At 60.0% G+C, this 18,352-nt stretch carries 12 protein-coding genes; 6 read left to right on the top strand and 6 right to left on the bottom strand.

Annotated features, from left to right (window positions below):
• Positions 1-225: 225 nt before the first annotated feature.
• Together J6525_RS22965 and J6525_RS22970 are read right to left on the bottom strand one after the other, a co-directional pair.
• A complete protein-coding gene (locus J6525_RS22965; protein ID WP_225646403.1) occupies positions 226-1,941 on the bottom strand; it encodes an MFS transporter in 1,716 nt (571 codons plus the stop codon).
• Positions 1,942-3,895: 1,954 nt separating this feature from the next.
• Positions 3,896-4,225, bottom strand: coding sequence for a hypothetical protein (locus tag J6525_RS22970; protein ID WP_141342374.1), 330 nt, complete (start codon positions 4,223-4,225; stop codon positions 3,896-3,898).
• A 961-nt stretch (positions 4,226-5,186) separates the two neighbouring features.
• On the opposite strand from J6525_RS22970, the gene J6525_RS22975 reads away from it, so the two are divergent.
• Entirely contained in the window at positions 5,187-6,341 is a 1,155-nt protein-coding gene (locus tag J6525_RS22975; protein ID WP_225646404.1) for an 8-amino-7-oxononanoate synthase, read from the top strand.
• Positions 6,342-7,178: 837 nt separating this feature from the next.
• Here J6525_RS22975 and J6525_RS22980 read toward each other — a convergent pair.
• The 4 genes from J6525_RS22980 to J6525_RS22995 form a co-directional block, all read right to left on the bottom strand.
• Positions 7,179-7,928 carry a carbonic anhydrase gene (locus tag J6525_RS22980; protein WP_225646405.1) on the bottom strand — a complete coding sequence of 250 codons (750 nt, stop codon included), beginning with the start codon at positions 7,926-7,928 and terminating at the stop codon, positions 7,179-7,181.
• 10 nt (positions 7,929-7,938) lie between these two features.
• Complete coding sequence (locus tag J6525_RS22985) at positions 7,939-8,691, bottom strand: thermonuclease family protein (protein WP_069276049.1); 753 nt, start codon at positions 8,689-8,691, stop codon at positions 7,939-7,941.
• Between the two features lie 525 nt (positions 8,692-9,216).
• Complete coding sequence (locus J6525_RS22990) at positions 9,217-9,618, bottom strand: type II toxin-antitoxin system VapC family toxin (protein ID WP_225646406.1); 402 nt, start codon at positions 9,616-9,618, stop codon at positions 9,217-9,219.
• A gap of 2 nt (positions 9,619-9,620) precedes the next feature.
• A complete protein-coding gene (locus J6525_RS22995) occupies positions 9,621-9,860 on the bottom strand; it encodes a type II toxin-antitoxin system VapB family antitoxin (protein WP_225646407.1) in 240 nt (79 codons plus the stop codon).
• Between the two features lie 365 nt (positions 9,861-10,225).
• Between J6525_RS22995 and J6525_RS23000 the strand changes: the two genes are divergently transcribed.
• From J6525_RS23000 to J6525_RS23020, 5 genes are all read left to right on the top strand, one after another.
• Positions 10,226-11,752, top strand: coding sequence for a Wadjet anti-phage system protein JetA family protein (locus J6525_RS23000; RefSeq protein WP_225646408.1), 1,527 nt, complete (start codon positions 10,226-10,228; stop codon positions 11,750-11,752).
• Between the two features lie 129 nt (positions 11,753-11,881).
• Positions 11,882-12,382 (top strand): DUF4194 domain-containing protein, encoded by a 501-nt coding sequence (locus J6525_RS23005; RefSeq protein ID WP_225646409.1) that lies wholly within the window; start codon positions 11,882-11,884, stop codon positions 12,380-12,382.
• Positions 12,379-15,816: an SbcC/MukB-like Walker B domain-containing protein gene (locus J6525_RS23010; RefSeq protein WP_225646410.1), complete on the top strand. Its 3,438-nt coding sequence runs from the start codon at positions 12,379-12,381 to the stop codon at positions 15,814-15,816. The genes J6525_RS23005 and J6525_RS23010 overlap by 4 nt, the downstream gene beginning before the upstream one ends.
• 2 nt (positions 15,817-15,818) lie before the next feature.
• The gene (locus J6525_RS23015; RefSeq protein ID WP_225646411.1) at positions 15,819-16,997 is read left to right on the top strand and encodes a Wadjet anti-phage system protein JetD domain-containing protein; all 1,179 of its coding nucleotides are present in this window, start codon (positions 15,819-15,821) and stop codon (positions 16,995-16,997) included.
• Positions 16,998-17,651: 654 nt separating this feature from the next.
• Positions 17,652-17,834 (top strand): hypothetical protein, encoded by a 183-nt coding sequence (locus J6525_RS23020; protein WP_057018749.1) that lies wholly within the window; start codon positions 17,652-17,654, stop codon positions 17,832-17,834.
• Positions 17,835-18,352: the final 518 nt, after the last annotated feature.

Raw genomic sequence — 18,352 nt, forward strand, 5'->3', positions numbered from 1 at the left:
GAAGCCACCGAAGTTGCAGTAAGCGTGAGTTTTGAAAAAGAGTGTACAAAAGCCCGAACCTTTCGTCGCTTTCGCCGGAAATCTCCCCACGATTGTCGCTTTCTCGGTTCGACGCTCTCGCCGATTTTCGCGAGAGCAATGTACAGAGCGTCCATGTTGGGTACCGTTTTTTCGTGTGATGCGTGTCGATTACCGTCGTCCGGCCCAACCTACCCGCAAGCTGGGTCACTTGATGGGGCGAAGTGGCCGGCTACGGAGTGCCTTTGGCGGGTTTGCGATCTCCGCTCCCAGTTCGCCGGCCGCGCACTCGGTCGTGTCGTCGTTCGAGCGTACCGAGCCGAACGGCCTTTCCAGCATGCGACGGACCCGTACCGGCGCAGGGCCGACGTGGAAGTGAATGGCCCGCTGCTCTAATGTGCGTTCCGACCGCGTCGAGCGGTTCCGCGAACGCAAGTAGTCGAGCCAGGTCGGGCAGTGATAGCGCTCGGTCCACAATTCCGGATCGGCAATATCCCGCGCGATCGACCAGCCGTAGGCGCCGTTGCGCTGGCGAGACAATTGCACGTCTTGCATCACATTATGAAACGCTCTCGCATTCTCCTGTGCAACTCGGTATTCGATCTCGACGACGAGCGGGCCGCTGCGTCCGGTCAAGGCGAGTCGCACCTCGGGATCGGCGAGCGGCTCAGGCTCCTCACCCCGTGCGCCGATACGGGGCATGGGCAGCCAATGGCCGATGAGTGGTGAGGCGAGCATCAGGGCGGCCGACACCAGCAGCGCGGTTTCGACCCCGGCCGCGTCGGTCAGACGGCCCCAACCCCAGCTGCCGACGGCAATCCCGCCTGAGCTCGCCGCCTGATAAGCCGCAAGCGAGCGTCCGGCCACCCAGCGCGGCGCCGACAACTGCACTCCAATGTTGAATACCGCCCACACCATCATCCACACGGCTCCCGCCAGGACGAGTGCCGCTGCGGTCAACACCGGTTCGCGGCTGAGCCCAACCGCAGCCATCGCTGCGCCCATGGACAACGCACAGGCGCGGACCGCCGCCTCGCCGCTCAACCGCCGGCGCAGTTCGGTGATATTCAATGCGCCGACCACCGCACCCAGACCAAAAGCGCCAAGCATGATGCCGTAGGTCTGGGCGTCGCCATGCAAGAGATCGCGTGCTACCAGCGGCATTAGAGCGGTGATTGCACCGCCAACGATGCCGGTCACCAGACTGCGGGTCAGCACGATCTTGATCGACGGTGAATTGCTGATATAGCGTACGCCAGACACCATCGCCCGGCTCAATCTTTCAGGCGGTAAGCGCGCGGGCGCGCTCATACGTTTCCAGAGCAACAACGCGATAATCAGCGGCAGATAGAGCAACGTGTTGAGCGCGAATGCCGCCACTGCACCCGCAGTTGCCACCACGACCCCGCCGATTGCCGGACCTACGCTCCGCGCAATGTTGTAGCTGATGCCGTTCAGCGCGATGGCCGCAGGCAGCTGTGCTTCCAGCGGAACTTGTTCACTAACCGACGATTGCCAGGCCGGCCCCATCAGCGCCATACCACTGCCGACAAGGAGGCATAGCATCAGCAAGAGGTTTGGCGTGGCCAAGCCAAGCCAGGCGACTAACGTCAACCCGGTCGCCCCGGCGAGCGCCAATCCAAGGGAGGCCAGCGCCACGATACGGCGGTCATACATATCCGCGATCGCCCCGGCTGGCATCGATATCAGCATCACTGGCAGTAAGAGTGCAGTCTGCACCAACGCGACCTTGTCAGCCGACGACGTCATCTGCGTCATGGCCCAGGCAGCACCAACGCCTTGAATCAGGATACCGACATTAGACAAGAGGCTCGCAAGCCAGATGCGCCTGAAGGTCGCGTGCCGCAGCGGCGCCGTGATGCCGTCGGTACTATGCGTCTGGGCTTTGAGTGAATCGGTCATATCAACTCATGATGATCTACCATGATTTGATCTTGGTAGGGATCACAAGGATGTTCCTGTCGCGATATCGCCTTCAGATCCTGACGTGGCTGTGAAATGAGATGCTTCGATCGAGTTTGATTGAAAGTGATCGACTGCTTCCGTCGCCTTGCGCCTCATAGCAAAGGCAGCGCCGCACAAAGCCGGAATGGTCTCCAGCACCGGCGTGATATCTGCAATCTCCAATCGCAGTAGAATCGCCTTTCCAATCGTGCCGCAGTGGACGCTAACGATCGGATGATCTAAAGGCTGCCTCAGACCTATTCGCCCCAGCGCACTGCTTGCGTGGTCTTATTGATTGGGTGGGCTGGCTGGCAGCTGCAGACTTTGTACGAATCGGACAAATGCGCGAGATCTCTAAGCGCGAAACGATTTGCGTCGCAGAAGCTGAACGACCGAAACTCGATCTCGCCGAACTTCTCAATGCCTCCACACAGCTGCACAGTGATTATTATCGCTTGCCAGGTGGTTTCGCTTCAGTGTGGAGCATTGGAGGCCATCGGTAGGAGTATCGGGTTCTGGATCGAGCCTCTGTGCGCGTATTTCGCGCAGTACGTGGGACAGACTTCCAACCGCAGCGCCGCTGTGGCCTTGGTTTGGGAGCGGTTACGCGCTGCAAAGCAGACGTGTGTATTGTTCCCGTAGCCAGCTCACGCACATTCGGTTCAAGTCTACTCGAACGCGCGGGCGTTCTGATTCTCCTCTTCAGCCTGTTTTGTGTGAAGAGTGTCAGGATAGGCCGCCGACTTCGCTAAACGTTCGCGTGGCGCGACATCGCCCGACGCCCTGGCGAAGGCGTTTGTTGATCTATTCAAGGGGCAGAGGATAGGCAGTGAAAGCCCGCCGGAGCGGGGCCATTTGTCATGCGATGCATAAGGCGCGCTGCGTAAATTATGTGCATGATCGATCATCGTGCACCTGCGTGATGTAGGGCATTCGGGCAGCAACATACGGTTCGTGCCGCATCCCGCGATCAGACGTTTGTCGTCTTCTGCAGAGCTTCTCTTACTTGCCGGCCGTCTCTTTGAGCCGACCAATGATCGTTCTGGGGCCCGGCCGGCGTGCAGTATCACCGGCCCCAATTTCATCGCAGCGCCGACGAGCACGTATGCCATTCAACCGTCGGTTCGCTGGAAGAATATTGTCACCGCCCTCACAGGAGGCGCGAACGATGATCGCGTCGGCGCCGCACACCGGCTGCAGCGCGCGACCGGAGGTTTTGCCGATGAGGGGGCGCGTTATTGCCGCTTGCCGGCACACCGCTGGTTGCGTGCTCCTCACGCCTCTTCATGTTGTTTGTGGATGCCGATGCACATCCTCTCGCAACGCCGGCATCGGCGGCGCTTGCTGCGGCCTAACGCGCTGTTCTCGGCAGCACGCCTTTCCGCATCCTCAGATGGGACTGAAGATGGCTTCGGCCGCGTCCTGCACCGGCTGCCCCGCTGCGCTGGACCAGTGGTCGGATTGTCGTAGTTCACTCCCAAGCCTCATCAAGCTGCACTGCAGCCAGAGTCTTTCCTGCTTCTCGTGCCTGCTACGCCGAAACAGTGTTTCGGCATATGCGCGCATGCGGAATCGGTAAAGCAGTCGGTAGAAATGACAGGCCATGTGCTGCTCCTGGTCCATTTCGCCAACGAGGCGCTTTTGATCGCATCATTATCTTTCACTAAGCGCGGTGTTTGAATGCAATTTGGTCTCAGGTGACGCTTGATAGCGGCCTTGCAGCGTCGATTTTGGTGGATTTCATCCCGCGGATAGCGGTTCACGACATAAAGCCGCAGTCAGCAAATTCGATCTCCGCCATGGAGATCCATACTTGAGCTAGAGTTAGAAGCGATGGACAAGCAGGAATGTGACGAAGATCAAGTCGATATCGTGCCGCACCTGGTGTCATTTTTACGATCAAATCGCCGTCTCAGTTGCCCCGAGAACTCGTGCAAGCCACGATAAAAGCATCCAGCAGGCTTTGAAGACTTTCGACCGCTACCAACAATCTATCCGATTCTTCGCGTTCTGTTGTGCCGAGTGCATAGGATTCGCGTAGGCGCCTGGCGTGGTTCACCCTTTCGCGGCCGTTCGCGGCTCGCTTTTCGGCAAACTCTAGCTGCGCGGGGTCATGACCGAGCTTGTCCAACTCGCCGAGCAACAACTTCGTGACCGCCTGTCGCTCATGGTGGGTGAGATCAGTGCTGTAGAGCACGCTGAGATAGCGATCGATGTTGGCACGCGCGACGTACCCGTACATGTCGCCGGTCTCCTATGTCCGGGACGGACCTTACGTAAGGGATTTATTGTACCGCCCAGTGGCATGGAGCACAATAATTGTTACTACTTGAGCCCGCCATTGCGGAACGGCTCGGCTATTCGCGTCCGATGACCATGACGCGCACGGTTCAGGACTACTCTTGTGGTCCACTTTGAGCACGTCCACGGTGATAGCAATGTGCATTCGTCTGTTTCGTACAAAGCTTGCACCCGTTTTCTGGACTACCCACATCCGGCAACGGCGCCAGCACGTTTTGCCAGTACCAAGTCGCGTGTGGTTTGGTCCACAATGAACTTTGCTACTCGCATATCACTTTGTGCGCGGCTGCCGCGACGCGCGCCGAGGAGATCGGTGATTTGGCGCGCCGAAGTTGGGGTATCGTCTCGCGAGCCCCGGGGTCCGCAGCGTGCCCTTATGATACGATTCGATCACACTCGCCGAGCGAACGCGCGTTCGTCCGCTGTGTACGAAGTTTGCGCACGCCTGAGGATGCGCGATCTGCCAACATAGCTACGCGAGGGTGGGATGGTTCGCATCGTACCTGGTTCACTCTCTCGGCGGGCGTTCGGGGAGGGCTTTTTAGGTGCGGACAATTGGGGCGCAGATGTCTCCGCGTGACGCATGTCGAGGATCGCGTCGGGATGCTCGTCCTGCTTGCTCATTCACGTTACGGGACGAAGTCAAGGGCGTGCGATTGATGGCGCCGCTGAGCGATCCTGGTGCCTTGGTCGCGACGGTTAGAAGCGAGAGGCAGCCGAGCATGAGGCTTGTTCGCCGAACGGCGGTCCTATTACCGATGGACTGGAGGCGCCCCTGCCTCTTCGGTCGGTGCGCTTAGATTGGCTTGCAGATCCGTCGCACCCTGCTGACACAATCCGAGATATGTGCCACGAAGGCTCGATCGATGGCGCCCTGCTGCAGGCGTTAGGATAATTGATCAATGAATACGCCGCTTAATGGTTATGTAGCAGCCCTAGAAGCCTTGAAAGAAGACGATCGGCTGCGCGGCTTCAAGCCGCGCACAGGGACCGATTTTGCTTCAAACGATTATCTGGCGCTGGCGAGCGCGCCTCGTATGAAGAAAGCCCTGTGCACCGCGCTCGATGCCGGCACGCCGATCGGAGCTGGTGGGTCACGGCTCCTGCGCGGTAATTGTGAGGAGCACGAAGCTCTTGAAGCGGAGGCGGCGCGGTTCTTCCGAACACAGACGGCGCTGTTCTTCGGCGGCGGTTACATCGCAAATTTTGCTGTTCTAACGACGTTGCCGCAGCAGGGCGATTTGCTTGTTCTCGATTCGCTCGTACATGCCAGCATTCATGAAGGCGCACGAGCGGGCCGAGCCGAGTTCCGGATAAGCACTCATAATGACCTCCAGTCGGTCGAAGACACGATTGGCGACTGGCGCGCCAGGGGCGGCAAGGGGCGCGTCTGGATCGTGGTGGAGAGCCTCTATAGTATGGACGGAGACTTCGCGCCGCTTAAAGATCTGGTCGCAATCGCCGAGCGCTGCGAGGCGTTCCTGGTTGTGGACGAGGCTCATGCCACAGGTGTTTACGGCGAGCAGGGACGGGGGCTCACCGCGCCCTATGAGGGGCGCGAAAATCTTTTGGTAATCCACACCTGCGGCAAGGCGCTGGGCGCGGCGGGCGCGCTTGTCACGGCTTCCGGCGTACTGCGCGACTTCATGGTCAATCGGTGCCGTCCATTCATTTTCGCCACCGCGCCATCCCCCCTAATGGCCGTCGCGGTGCGAGAGGCGATCTTAATCTTGCAGGAGGAGCCTGAGCGGCAACGACGTCTAATCGATCTGGTCAACTTTACACATCGGCAGCTCGTTGTGTGCGGTCGCGCGAGTTCTTCGAACTCACAGATTATTCCTTATGTTGTGGGCGACAACGCTCGCACGATGCGGCTCGCCTCTGCACTCCAGGCGCGCGGCTTTGATATCCGTGGGATACGGCCGCCAACGGTGCCTGTGGGAACGGCACGGTTGCGGATCTCGCTGACACTTAACGTCGGGCAGGATGATGTATCCGACATGATCGATGCGTTGGTCGAAGAGACCTGGGGCGTGCAATGCGGCCGCGCAAGATGATTACGGGATCGGCAAAACGGTCTTCAAAAGTCCGCGCCGACGCACGCAGATGCTCCTTTTTGAAGGGAGCACTTCGGAAATCAAACTGACAAGGCTCAGCTACGCAGCGCTACCAGCGCTCTTTGATGGCATTCTCAAGACGTCCATCGATCCTTGGGTGCCAGGCTCGAGGCGTGTCAGCGAAGGCCCAGAGGACTGTTCTGCGTTCTAGCCGGTAATCGCAACTGTCGCGCGAAAAAGTTCCGGTTTATTGCGGATCCAAGGTATGGTCTTTAAAGCGGATCCAGCGATGCTTCGTTTCCAAGACTGGCACTCGCTTCGTTGGTTGATGCAGGAGAGACCGTCCGATGCCGTCGCGAGCAACAGTGTTCCTTACATCAGCCGGATGGGCAGCCGTCGCGGTCGTAATTCTGCTGTATGTGATCTTCAGCCCCAGCTGAGCCGGGGACCCTCAACGGGCCATCTGATTCGATGCCATGACGGATGATCCGGCGAGGCTGTTTTGAGGGTTGTCCCCTCGCCGAGAGCGGCGCTTAGATCCCAACATCCGTTGCCGCGCATCTGCGGCTTCAGTCAACTGTGTTGGCCATGGCGTTAACGGAAGGCATGGAACTGTCGGTCACGACAGGAAATTTCGTTGGTGCTGGCTGCGCGTTGCCAACATAAGTAGGTAGAGTATGAGGAGGATAAAGAGCTCGCGCATACAAAAAGATATTCCGAAGTTGTATGTCAATTGTGGAGCGGATCACATCCGGTGCATTTATCGATGGACGAGCGAATTTCGCGGACTCAACCGAAGCCGCGTTAGGCATTCAAACGGCTGCGAAGGTGCCAGGGTCAGTTCAGCAGATCGACCTTGCCGCTGTCGAGCCGGTACAGACCCCCGACTACTTTTAGTCTGTTCTGCTCAACTGCCGCGTTCAGAACCGGGCCTGCCGATTTAAGTTTATCGACGTTATCGACTACGTTCTGCCGGATGGCATTGGCGAACGCATCACCGGTTTGCTGGCGGGATTCCCGTACCGCAGGCGCAAGCGCAGCGACGAGCGATGGAATATGTCCCGGCGCCGGCTTGTCGTCGTTGAGCGACTTGATCGTGGCGTCTATCGCGCCGCAACGATCGTGCCCGAGTACCAAGATCAATGGCGTGTTCAGCACAGCGACCGCGTATTCCATACTGGCGACCGTGTCATCGTTGGCAAAATTGCCGGCGAGGCGGCAGACAAACAGGTCACCAAGTCCGCTGTCGAAGGCAAGTTCAGGCGCTATGCGAGAATCGGCGCAGCTCAGAACCGCCGCATATGGATTTTGTCCATCGACTAAAGCCTGACGCTCGCGCTTGAAATCGCCGCCTCGTGATGTGCCCTGGACAAACCGGTCATTACCTTCGACTAGCCGCCTCAGCGCAGCATCCGGCGTGAGCATATTATCCGGCTTGGGTGGCTTTTTTGCTTCCTTCGCGTCAACTATGTTGTCGCCAAGCGGCATGCCAAGCGCCGAAAACGCCAACAGCGACAGCAAAAGTGACCGGCGCGAAGGCTTTATCGTGAGCGCGCAAGATATATTCGGGGAATGGTCGGCATGCATGCGTGTCGCCTTATCGCGCGGCTTTACGCCATCCCGTGGCTTCAGCCTCCGCTTCGCTGCAGAGCCAGCGTTCACCCTGCTTCTTCGTCATGTCGATTTGTCCGTAACCGAATTGCCCGGGCAAGTGATAGATGCGCTCGCCGTTGCCGCCCACAGTGCCTTTTATCAGACACTCGGGTGAGGGCGGGTCCGATGCCAAAGCGGGTCCGAGCAGGAGCTCCTGGGCATCGGTCGGTACCGAGCTCGCGCCAATGATGATCGTTCCATTGTTGCGGTGACGCCAGTCCCAAGGCGTGATGAACGCCCCCGACCATAGGCCGGCATAGGCATGGCTCGCCACAACCTCATAGACGGCGTAGATATGGATATTTCGACCCCATGATAGTGCCCAACCCGAGCGTACCATCCACGCGTTCACGTCCTCGCCTGCGATGAAGCAGCTCCCGAGTGACCTGCCGTACTCATCTCGCCCGGTGGTATGACAATCCCACGTTCGTCCGTTCGAATGCTTGATAAGCTCATCGCGAGCAGCGATGCCGCAAGCCCATTTCTGACCGTGGGCGTCGAGGCAAATCTGATCCGTCTCCGGCGCGTCGATGCCCGAGAGCCGAATTTTAGTTTGCTCGATCTCAATCGTATTGCCGTCGACGATGCGCGGAGGGCCGCTGAGTTTCGCTGCGCAAGCCGGAGATGTGATGACAGCGAGCAATGCAGCCATCATTGCGCGGTGTTTCATCCCGACGGCCTTTCTCTCTTGGTCCATCCGTTCAGCACCACGTGCAATCCGGCGTCGCTACATTCGCCTGCTTGATCGCACCATGTCTGCTATTTGGCCTGTGTTGCATCGTTCGGCGTTGGTTGGTGAAATCTTGGTTGTGATTTCCAACCTACGCCCTGACGTGACGTGAGGTTCAAGCGATTTCTTCCAGGATAAGTGTTGCGGTATGCCGGCCTCGACCGTCTCTCTCAGTAGGCGCGCACCGCACAGTGCTTGACCCCAGCAGGAAAATCATCGGCGGAGCGTTGAACTCGCCCGGCGTCGGTGTAGTCGAAAAGCCAACCGAGTTGCTCCCGGAAAGCGAATGCCATCAAAGCAAATGAACCTGGCTTACAGCGCGTTCGCGGTCACTCTCTTTGCAGCCCACGATCTATCGACTTAGAACCGCGCTGGCATCTGTTCACGCAACATGCGCTTCAAGATGAAGATCGCGCTTGGCGATGGTGCTCATCTCCACACCCTGGATGGTCGCCGTATCATCGATGCAATCTTACAGACGTTGCCAACAGCTTATCGCTTGCGTACCAGCTCGAGATCGGTTCGCGGAAAGTTGTCACCCTTGTGCAGCAGTGGCGCGCGATAGGTCTTGGCGCAGGCATAGGCGAAACAGTCGCCAAGATTGAGCTGGGCCGAATGTCGCCCCTTTCCGAACCGACCGAACGCCATAGCGGCGGTCAATATCATGCCGTCGGCAATCGCGCACACGCGGATGGATGCGGCGTCGAGAAATTCCCGCACTGCGGCCTCCGCTTCCGGCGCACCCCATGCGTTGACGCGCATGAGAGCACAGACCGTTTCATATACTGCGATGGCTGAGGTGAACGGCGCCTTGGCGTCGGCAATTGCCATGACGAGCTCAGCCGCGTCCGGTTCGCGCAGCAAGATCGCGACCAGGGCTGAGGCATCGATCATTATCAGACATCACCGGACAGATCGTCGAAAAACGCCTTGTCGGCGGTCAGACCGGTTTTGGGAGCGCTGGCGATGCGATCAAGCAGCGGTTGCAGCCGGTCCCAGTGCGGCGTCTTTAGGCGCTCACGCTGAATTTCATGTTCGCAAGCCTCGCGAATGCAATCGAGGATCGGCTTGCCTTTGAGTGCGGCGGGTTCGCGAATGATTCGGTCGGTCTCGCGGTCCTTAACGTTGTAGGCCATGGGTACCTCTGTTCGGGGTATCCATGCCTTAGGTACCTGAGCAGGGCGCATTTCCAGACTCGGGTCAAGTATTTGATATTACGACGTTATCTCATAAAGTGATGCGGCAGGGACGAGCCGCCAAGTAGCAGGTCCTCGAGCTCAGCCGGGTCTTCGAAAGTCCCGGCATTGGAACGAGGTGGATACGTGGACTCCGGTGAAGCTCTCGACAGTACGTTCTCAGGACGTTATATTCGAACATAAACAGAACGACCGCCCGCCGCCAGTTGTACCCTCCGGTCCCTCGCGTCAAAATTCAATAGGATTTTCAATATATTAGCTTGTTCCGATCTGGCTCGGGCATGTTCGATTGATGGAGCTTCTGATTGGCATTGTTTCGCCATTTGCACGACGACGCGTTCCTGGCCTTTTCGCGGGACCACAAACATCTCTACGCGGCATGTCTGCTGGATCTTCATGAGCGCTTCTTCTCGGGCGCGCCCGCTTTCCCTGCGCCGCAGCAGGTCATTCACGCGATCTACGACGTCATGCGGGCCAACCCCGCCTTGTGGGACGACGGCGACGATTTCGGCGCGCTGCCTGAAATGATCTCAGCGCGGCGCCGCCGCATCCGCAAGGTCGACGTCGCACTCACATCCGAGAAGGGAGACAAGGCGCTCGGCCTGGCGCGCCAACTTTACACGCGGCTCGTCGCATGGGGATGGCTCGAGGAGGAGGAGTACGGACTTCGGGTGACCGTGGACATGGCCATGGGACCCCTGCTGGTGATCCAGCGTCTGGCGAGCCTCAATAAGGACCTCTCCCAGCGATTCGGCGGCTTGATCGTGCAAATCCGCCTTAATCTGGAAGCCGTTGAAAAGCTCACACCCGAGATTACCGACCGCAAGCAACGCGAGGCCGCACTCGCCGTCCGCGAGGCGCGCAATCAGGCCGATCAATTCACCAAGAGTCTGCGGGCCATTTTGGCTGACCTCAAGCGTATCCGACGGACGGTCATGGAATCGAAGACCGTGGGCACCCGGCTGGAGGCCTTTTTCGAGGAGTTCGTCGACCAGCTGCTGCTGAAGGATTTCGAGTCCATCCTCACCGTCAACCATCCGTACCGCTTTCGCGACGCGATCGTGGATCTTGCTCGCAGAATTTCCTACACGTCCGAGACGATGCAGGTGCTCGCCGAGGAATACGCCGCAGCAAGCATGGCGTCCGATCTCGAAGAGGGGCGGATGGCTGCGGCTGACGATTTGTTGGCCATCGAAAGCATCTTCGAGCAGATCGGCGAGATGTTCGATCGGATCGAGACCTTCCGCAGACAGCTCGAGTCACGTGTTCGAAATACTATCAAGTACGCGGAGCGTGGAACACAGGGACTCGTCGGGCGCGCCGGCGACCTGGTGCGGCGGCTCGACGCTCTGCTCCGCAAGGGCAGGCACAACGAGGCAACCGTCGAATGGAACGTTGAGCCACTGCGGTCGCCCTGGTCTGAACACCATCAGGCGCCGGCTAGACAGCCGCGCCGCCCTGTCGAGGCAAGAGAACTCGCCGGGCCGCCGTCGGATCCGCTCTACGAACTGCGGAAGCAGCTTCGCCTGGAGTACATCGCTCGCATCGCGCCGCGTCCCGAGGACGTCAAAAGATTCCTCGAGGGGCAGGTTCCTCCGTTCGCGACCAAGGAGGCGCGCTTCATGCAGATCGGCACCGTCGACGATTTCCTCGCCTTCGACTGCGCCCGACGTTATGCGCTAACCGGCGACGTGCCCGCGCAGATCGCGGCTGGCTTCGATCTGGAGCCAAGCCCCGACACGCCTCCGCACGATAGCGAGTGGCTCAGGTGCGCGAACTTCGTGGTCAGACGATCGGGTACGACGGCGAAAGGCAGAGCAGTCCATGCTTAGCGAATTTGACAACATCGAGCGCTCCGCCGGTGCGGAGAAGGCGGCCGATCTTCGGAAGGCGTTGCATTTCTTGCTGCGACGACAATTCGTGTTCCCCGGGACCCTCGCACCGGGACGGTCTACAACACGATGATGGATGGCCGCTTCCGCGACGTGGTCGACGGCTTCTTCGACAGTTGCGGTTATCGCGTCCATCGCGATCCGGAGGCGCAGTGGGCAGGGATCGTCGCGATGGACGAGGACGTGCCGCTGCCCCGGATGAAGCTCGACGAAACCATCGCTATGCTCGTGCTGGCCGCGTACTGGCAGCAGGAAGTGAACGTCGGGGCTGTCGAGGACCGAGCCGTGGTCGTCGCGACGCTGAACGACCTCTTCGATCGGTACCGGGAGATGGCGCAGCATAGTGGGGGCGGCGCCATCTCCGCAGCCCGCTTCCGCGACATTCTGCGTGAGGCCGCCCAGCGTAGTCTTGTCGAGATCGGTGACTTCGACGACGAACAGCAGGACTGGGAGGTCAGGATCCGGCCGATGATCAAGCTGATCAGCGGCGGTGACGCGCTCCAAAGGCTCGAGCGCTACGTCAAAAGCGAGGAAGCCCGCTTTCCGCAGGTCGCGGGAGATGACGCATGATGCAACTGCGCCACCTGACTATGGTGAACTGGCACCTATTCGATGTTGCCGACATCGAAGTGACCGGTCACGTGGGCGTGCTGGGTGAGAACCGCTCCGGCAAATCGACGATCCTCGATATGGCGCAGGTCGTCCTCACCGGTGGCAACCGACGCTTCCTGCGCCTGAACGCGGTCGCCGGTGACGGCGGAAGATCGCGCGGCAGCTCGAAGCGCAGCGTCGTCGACTACTGCCTCGGCACGCTCGGCGAGGATCAGCGCCGGCGCGACGAGGCGCGCACCTACATCGCGCTCGGTTTTGAAGACACGGACGGAGCGCGGCCTTCCGTCACCATCGGCATGGCGCTCGAAGCCCGGAAGTCCGACAGTAGAGAGACCGTGCTCGCGCTGTTCATCGCGGTCGGCGCGGTGCTCACGTCCAATGACTTCATCGAACAGCGTGGAAAGGCACTATTTCCAGCGCAATGGGAGGACGCGCGCGCCCGAATCATCTCCGCCGTCGGCGAAGGTAATTTCGTCAATCACCGCGATCGGGCGAGCGATTATGTCCGCGAGTATATGCGCCATCTCCTGCCGCACTCGCCGTATGGCGAACAGAACGCCAACGCGCTGCAGAAATCGATCGTCAACGCCATGACGCTCGACCACAACCAGACAGCCACGCAGTTCGTGCGGAACTACATCCTTGAGGACAGCCCGATCGGTATCAAGGAACTGCGCGAGTCGATTCAGACCTACCGCAACATTAGCGACACGATCCGGAAGATGCGCCTCAAGCTGGAGGCACTGAAGGAACTGAAGGCTATTCTGACCGCGCTGGAAGAGGCACTGGAGACCAAGTTCCGCGAGCAGTGGATTGGCAAGCGCGCGGAGTGGCTCGCCGCCCGCGCTATCAACCGTGACTTCAGGGTGAGGCTCCGGCTCGCGAGCGCGCAGCGCGAAGCCGCGGGCGGCGAACTGAAATTCTTGAATGAAGACATCAGAGCGATCGACGATGAGCTGCAACGGCTTACCGAGGCCATCGCCGAACACGACGCCAAGACTGGCAGGAAGTCGCTGCAGCAGACCGCCGCGGTGGCGGAGCAGTCCGCGCAACGCGCTGCAGCTGATTTCAAGGCGCGCATCGACACCATCCGGCGCCTGCAACCGTTGTGTGCCATGGGCGGGCGCGGCTTCGACGATTTCATTCCGGCCGTGGACCGGCTGCTTGCCGCTGTAGGTGCCGCCTCGGTTGGGGCCGTTTCCGACGAACTGGTTGCGGCCGAAAACGCCCTGACAATCTTGGGAGGGCAACGACTCGCGAAGATCGACGAAGCGCGTCAGGAGGTCATCGCAAAAGCCTCGCAGTTACGTACCCAGCGGGATGACTTGATGGAGCGGGTCCGGCAGCACGCCTCGGGAGGGGCGCGCGCGCACCTCGAGCCGGACACCGAGCGCTTATGTCTCCGGCTTCGCCAAAAAGGCATGGCGCCGCGTGTCTTGTGCGAACTGATCGAGGTCGCCGAGCCGGGTTGGACGGGTGCCGCTGAGGCGCTTCTTGGCCGCGATCGCGATGCGGTGTTCGTCGACAGGCCGCATATCGGCGATGCGACCGCGATCTTCAAGGAAGGGCGGCGCGAGTTCCGGCGCACGTCCCTGGTGAGCCTCAACAAGCTGGAGCAATTCAGGGCCAAGCCCGAGCCAGGAACGTTTCCTTCGATCTTCCGCACGGAGGATCCGGACGCGCTGTCGTTTATCATGCGCCGGTACGGCTCCGTGCGCCTTGCGGACACCCTGGACCAGTTCAACAGGCCGGGCCGCGCCATCATGAAGGACGGCCTCTACGACGATGGCCTGGTCCGCACCCATCGATCAATCGAGCTTTCGCAGCACAAGATCGGCAAGGCTGCCCAGGCGAACGCGTTGCGCGCGCTGCACGAGCAGGCGGACGAGCTGGAAGTATCGCTACGCCAGGCCGCGAAGGAAGCCGAGATCGCTGACGGCGCGTTCATGGCGCTGAAAGCCCTGTGCGACGCGCCCGCAGGCGATCTGAAGACCTGCGCTGCGGCCTTCGCCGCAGTGCAGGCTAAGATGGCAGATGCTCAAGCGAAGCTCGCGGCTCTGGACGACGCCGGCGACGGCGGTCTTCGCCAGAAAAAACGTGCCCAGCAGCAACTGAAGGACCGAAGGATCGCCGAGCGCGAGACTCAGCAGACTGCCTTCAACAAACACGACGGCGACGTCCGGGCGGCGAAGAGTAGGCTCGGTGACGGCGAAAACGTACCTGGCTCCGAACTCAATCTGAAGATCGCTTGGTCGCTGTTCGTCAAGAATCTGCCCCTCTACTCTGCGTCAAAAGGCCGACCGGTATATCGGGCGCGCCTTGACGCCCGCGCTCACAAGAACGAGGCCGACCGGCATCGCAGCATGGCTGAGAAGGCCGTCAAGGACGCCGACGCGGCGAACGACGAGCGCGGTCGGATCGAACGGCAGGTGCGCGAGTTCCTGGACGGCTATTTCGACACTTTCGGCGTCAGCTCCCAGATCGGCATCGAGAGCGAGCCTCTTCAGGAGGTCAAGCCCTGGATGGCGCAATTAATCGAGGAGATAGAGTCCAACGAATTGCGGCAGTACGAACGTCAGGCGCGTGACGCGGCCGAGAAAGCGTCCATGTTACTGCGCGGTGAGTTCATTAATGCGCTCTCGGCTCGGATCGGCAAGATGGAGCGTGAGCTCCAGTCGCTGAACCGCAGCCTCTACGCGCACCCCTTCCACAATGAACGATACTCCTTTCACCGTACCCAGGTGGTGGAATTTCAGCCGATCTTGAAGATCATCGAGATCGGCAAGACCTCTCCCGAGGCGCTCGACATGCTCTTTCGCGGAGACGTATCGGATGACTTCCCCCACAAGGACACGATCCTGGCACTCGAAGCGCTGCTCGAAGATCCCGATAAGGACTTCACCCAGTTCGAGGATTACAGAAATTTCTACACCTTCGAGATCCACATGGAAGACGTCGGTACCGGCCGCTCGACCCGTTGGGAGCAGCGCCGTGGCACCGGATCAGGTGCTGAACAGCAGGTTCCAATTTACGTCGCCATCGGCGCCTCGCTTGCGGCCGTCTACGGCAGTGCCGAGCGTCGCGCCGGCAAGCCGGCAGGCTTCGCGCTTGCGATGTTCGACGAGGTCTTCTCGAAAATGGACGGCAAGAACCAGCGCCAGATGATGAGCTTCTACAAGAATCTCGGCCTGCAGTTTGTGATTGCCGCGCCTTTCGAGAAGCGGGTCGCGGTGCTAGAGCATATGGACACCATCGTGGAGGTCGATCGCATCGGCGAGCAGTCGAGGGCAACGGTCGTCTCGTTGAAGGAAAAGGCCAAGCGCGAACTGCGTGCGATCGATCCGGACCTGATGACCGCCGACGACCTTGCCGCACGTCTGGCCGCCGAGTAGCCATGGTGCGTCGTTTCAGTGAGGCGAACGGACTACTGAACGATCTGCTGGATCGCTACGAAGGTGGGAGCGCCAACCCCATCGCACATCCCGACTATGACGCATTTCCCAACGTGGTGGCTGCTGACGTCTTCCTGAGGCAGATCGCGCGGGCCGAGGCGGTCGGCGCCGTTAGTCTCGCAAGGGGACGCGGAACCAGGCGGGATCAGATTGTGCACGTCAGACTTCAAGCCGCGGACGCGCTCTACCACTATCTCGGACGCGTTCCGGCCGCTCAGATCGCCCAAGAGGCTGGTAGGCGCCTCTGTGCGGACATCGCGCTGGATTGGCGCTTGGTGGAAGCGGCTGCCGCGATAGCGGAAACTTGGGGGCGAGCCAAGAGCTGGCACGGGTTCGCCTCATCCGATGTGGACAAGCTCCGCGACGCCTTCGCCCTCGCCCAAGCAATTCTGGAGAATAGGCATTTGGATGTCGATTATCGGACCTTCTCGCGAAGAACGGTCGGCGATAGCAAAGCCCTCGAACGCGTCGAAGGCGCGGTCGTCCGACTTCTTGGGGGAATCCTCGAGCTCCCGCCCGGAGCGCGGCCCCGCGAGGCGCTGCGGACGATCGGACTGGAGCGCTTCGCGCCGCCGCTTCTCATCGCGGGAAGGATCGATCTCGATGGCGCCGATTTGTCCCAGATTTCTCCACTCTATCTAGGCATCCCGCCCAAGGAGGCGGATCGCATCCGTTTCCGGCGGCCACCAGCCTACCTTCTCACCATCGAAAATTTCGCGAGCTTCAACAGACATGTCGCCGAGGCCGATCCAGATCGAGAGGGAGCGACGATGTACGTGGGTGGATACCCCTCTCTCGCCACCCAGCAGGCGCTGCGCATGATTACGCAAATGGTGTCTGGAAACACGCCGATCTTCCACTGGTCAGACATTGATCCGGATGGGACGTGGATATTCCACACGATCGAGCGCGCAGTCGGACGTCCGATTCGACCCCACCTCATGAGTGTCGAAATCGCCGAAAGATCGGGGCAGGTGCCACTGAGGAAGGCCGCTCCGGCGCGGTGTCCACCAGACTCCGGTATTGCGGTGCTCGCGGCCTATTTAGCAGGAGACGGAGCAAAGACGCTTGAGCAAGAGGAGCTCAATCCCGTCTTACCGGATCCTACCGCTCCGCCGTGAGCGTCGGTAAAAACCAAGAACGGTCGGTATCATGGAATCGAGCACTGTCAATTCCTCCTGCAAGGTGTCCGAAAGTGGGATACTCTCTGTGATCGGCGACGACCTTGGCGATCTTCGAGAGCATAACCACACGGCCACGCTCACCGACTGCGTGGCGGCCGTCGAACAAGAAATAAGATGGCCCCGTCGCCTTGGTGCCGCGAAATATTTCGCCGGCGCTCGTCCGTGATTATGTTCGCTATCATTTCTCAACAACAGCTTGCGACGTCTAGCGCTCCACCAACTGTATTCCGCTCAACCTCCACCGGTATTGTGGGCACCGTCACGACCTGTTCGGTCGCGGACGGGATCTTGCTGAATTGCTTGTGCGCAACGGTCTTGCGTTGAATTGGCCCGAATATTCGGAAGGGCAGATACCACGAAGCTCAGCACGAGGTGCGCGTGGCCCAGGGTAGCTGGGAGGGTAGCTATGTCGAGCCGATGGCTTGATCGTGCATGCGCCGCCCGGTTGGACGAATTCCCATCCCAGGCGCCAGCCAGTGCGAGGCATCAATCTCCGACATGCGTCATCGCACGCAGGCAGCTTACTCTGGTGCGGTTTGGGCGACTCATTACGCATCGTTCTCAAGCACCTCACTGCACAATGGGAACGAAATGGTTGCAGCCAGCCGTGAATTGCCGGTCTCTTGTTACGGGCTTGAAGTGGACGGCCGACTCGAAGCCGAATTTACAACGAGAGACGGCGCCCGGGCGGGTAGGGAAGAATTAAAGAAGCGCTTTCCCATGCTTCAGATCAGGATTTATGACGCGCAGACGAATGCGCCCGAGGAAATCTAGATCCTCCGTCTCAATTCTACGGTTCATCCATTGCGCATGGCTGCGGAGCTCCTCGCCGGGGATACTCGGGAAAGGCGCCCGCCGCCATCAGGAATGCCGGCGTCGCTATCACTGCCCCGTTCCCGGGTACCCATTTAACCGGTCTCGTCGCTGCACTCGGTCCCGCGTGCCGCCTTCGGCGTCGCTATGCTCACGCTCCTGCGGGTGCCATTTTCCGTTGAAGCGATGCGCTGCGCGCACGCCTGCTGGGCGAAGTCCCCTGCAGAATGGGATTTCGAGCTGGCCTCGTCGCAGATTGGCGTCCGCGCACTGCGTATGTGCGGGGAAGGCTAAATCGGTTCTCGTAAGCTGGCACGTGGTCGTCTGATCATAGCATCGATTTTCTCGTAGAATGGCCGCGAGCAACAGTGCTGTCTGCCTTTTCCTGTGACGAGCTGCGAGAGAGGCTACCGGTTTGTTGCAAAGACAGAACAGCACACGTCAACGTTTCCGAGCGAGTGTGCTTTGGCTGCTAGTCA

This window comes from Bradyrhizobium australafricanum (genome assembly GCF_020329495.1).
GTDB classification, from domain to species: domain Bacteria; phylum Pseudomonadota; class Alphaproteobacteria; order Rhizobiales; family Xanthobacteraceae; genus Bradyrhizobium; species Bradyrhizobium australafricanum.

Bases quoted from the DNA above. Each gene is read 5' to 3' on its own strand.
- J6525_RS22965 (WP_225646403.1), bottom strand. From the start codon at position 1,941: ATGACCGATTCACTCAAAGCCCAGACGCATAGTACCGACGGCATCACG.
- J6525_RS22970 (WP_141342374.1), bottom strand. From the start codon at position 4,225: ATGTACGGGTACGTCGCGCGTGCCAACATCGATCGCTATCTCAGCGTG.
- J6525_RS22975 (WP_225646404.1), top strand. From the start codon at position 5,187: ATGAATACGCCGCTTAATGGTTATGTAGCAGCCCTAGAAGCCTTGAAA.
- J6525_RS22980 (WP_225646405.1), bottom strand. From the start codon at position 7,928: ATGCATGCCGACCATTCCCCGAATATATCTTGCGCGCTCACGATAAAG.
- J6525_RS22985 (WP_069276049.1), bottom strand. From the start codon at position 8,691: ATGGACCAAGAGAGAAAGGCCGTCGGGATGAAACACCGCGCAATGATG.
- J6525_RS22990 (WP_225646406.1), bottom strand. From the start codon at position 9,618: ATGATCGATGCCTCAGCCCTGGTCGCGATCTTGCTGCGCGAACCGGAC.
- J6525_RS22995 (WP_225646407.1), bottom strand. From the start codon at position 9,860: ATGGCCTACAACGTTAAGGACCGCGAGACCGACCGAATCATTCGCGAA.
- J6525_RS23005 (WP_225646409.1), top strand. From the start codon at position 11,882: ATGATGGATGGCCGCTTCCGCGACGTGGTCGACGGCTTCTTCGACAGT.
- J6525_RS23010 (WP_225646410.1), top strand. From the start codon at position 12,379: ATGATGCAACTGCGCCACCTGACTATGGTGAACTGGCACCTATTCGAT.
- J6525_RS23015 (WP_225646411.1), top strand. From the start codon at position 15,819: ATGGTGCGTCGTTTCAGTGAGGCGAACGGACTACTGAACGATCTGCTG.
- J6525_RS23020 (WP_057018749.1), top strand. From the start codon at position 17,652: ATGGTTGCAGCCAGCCGTGAATTGCCGGTCTCTTGTTACGGGCTTGAA.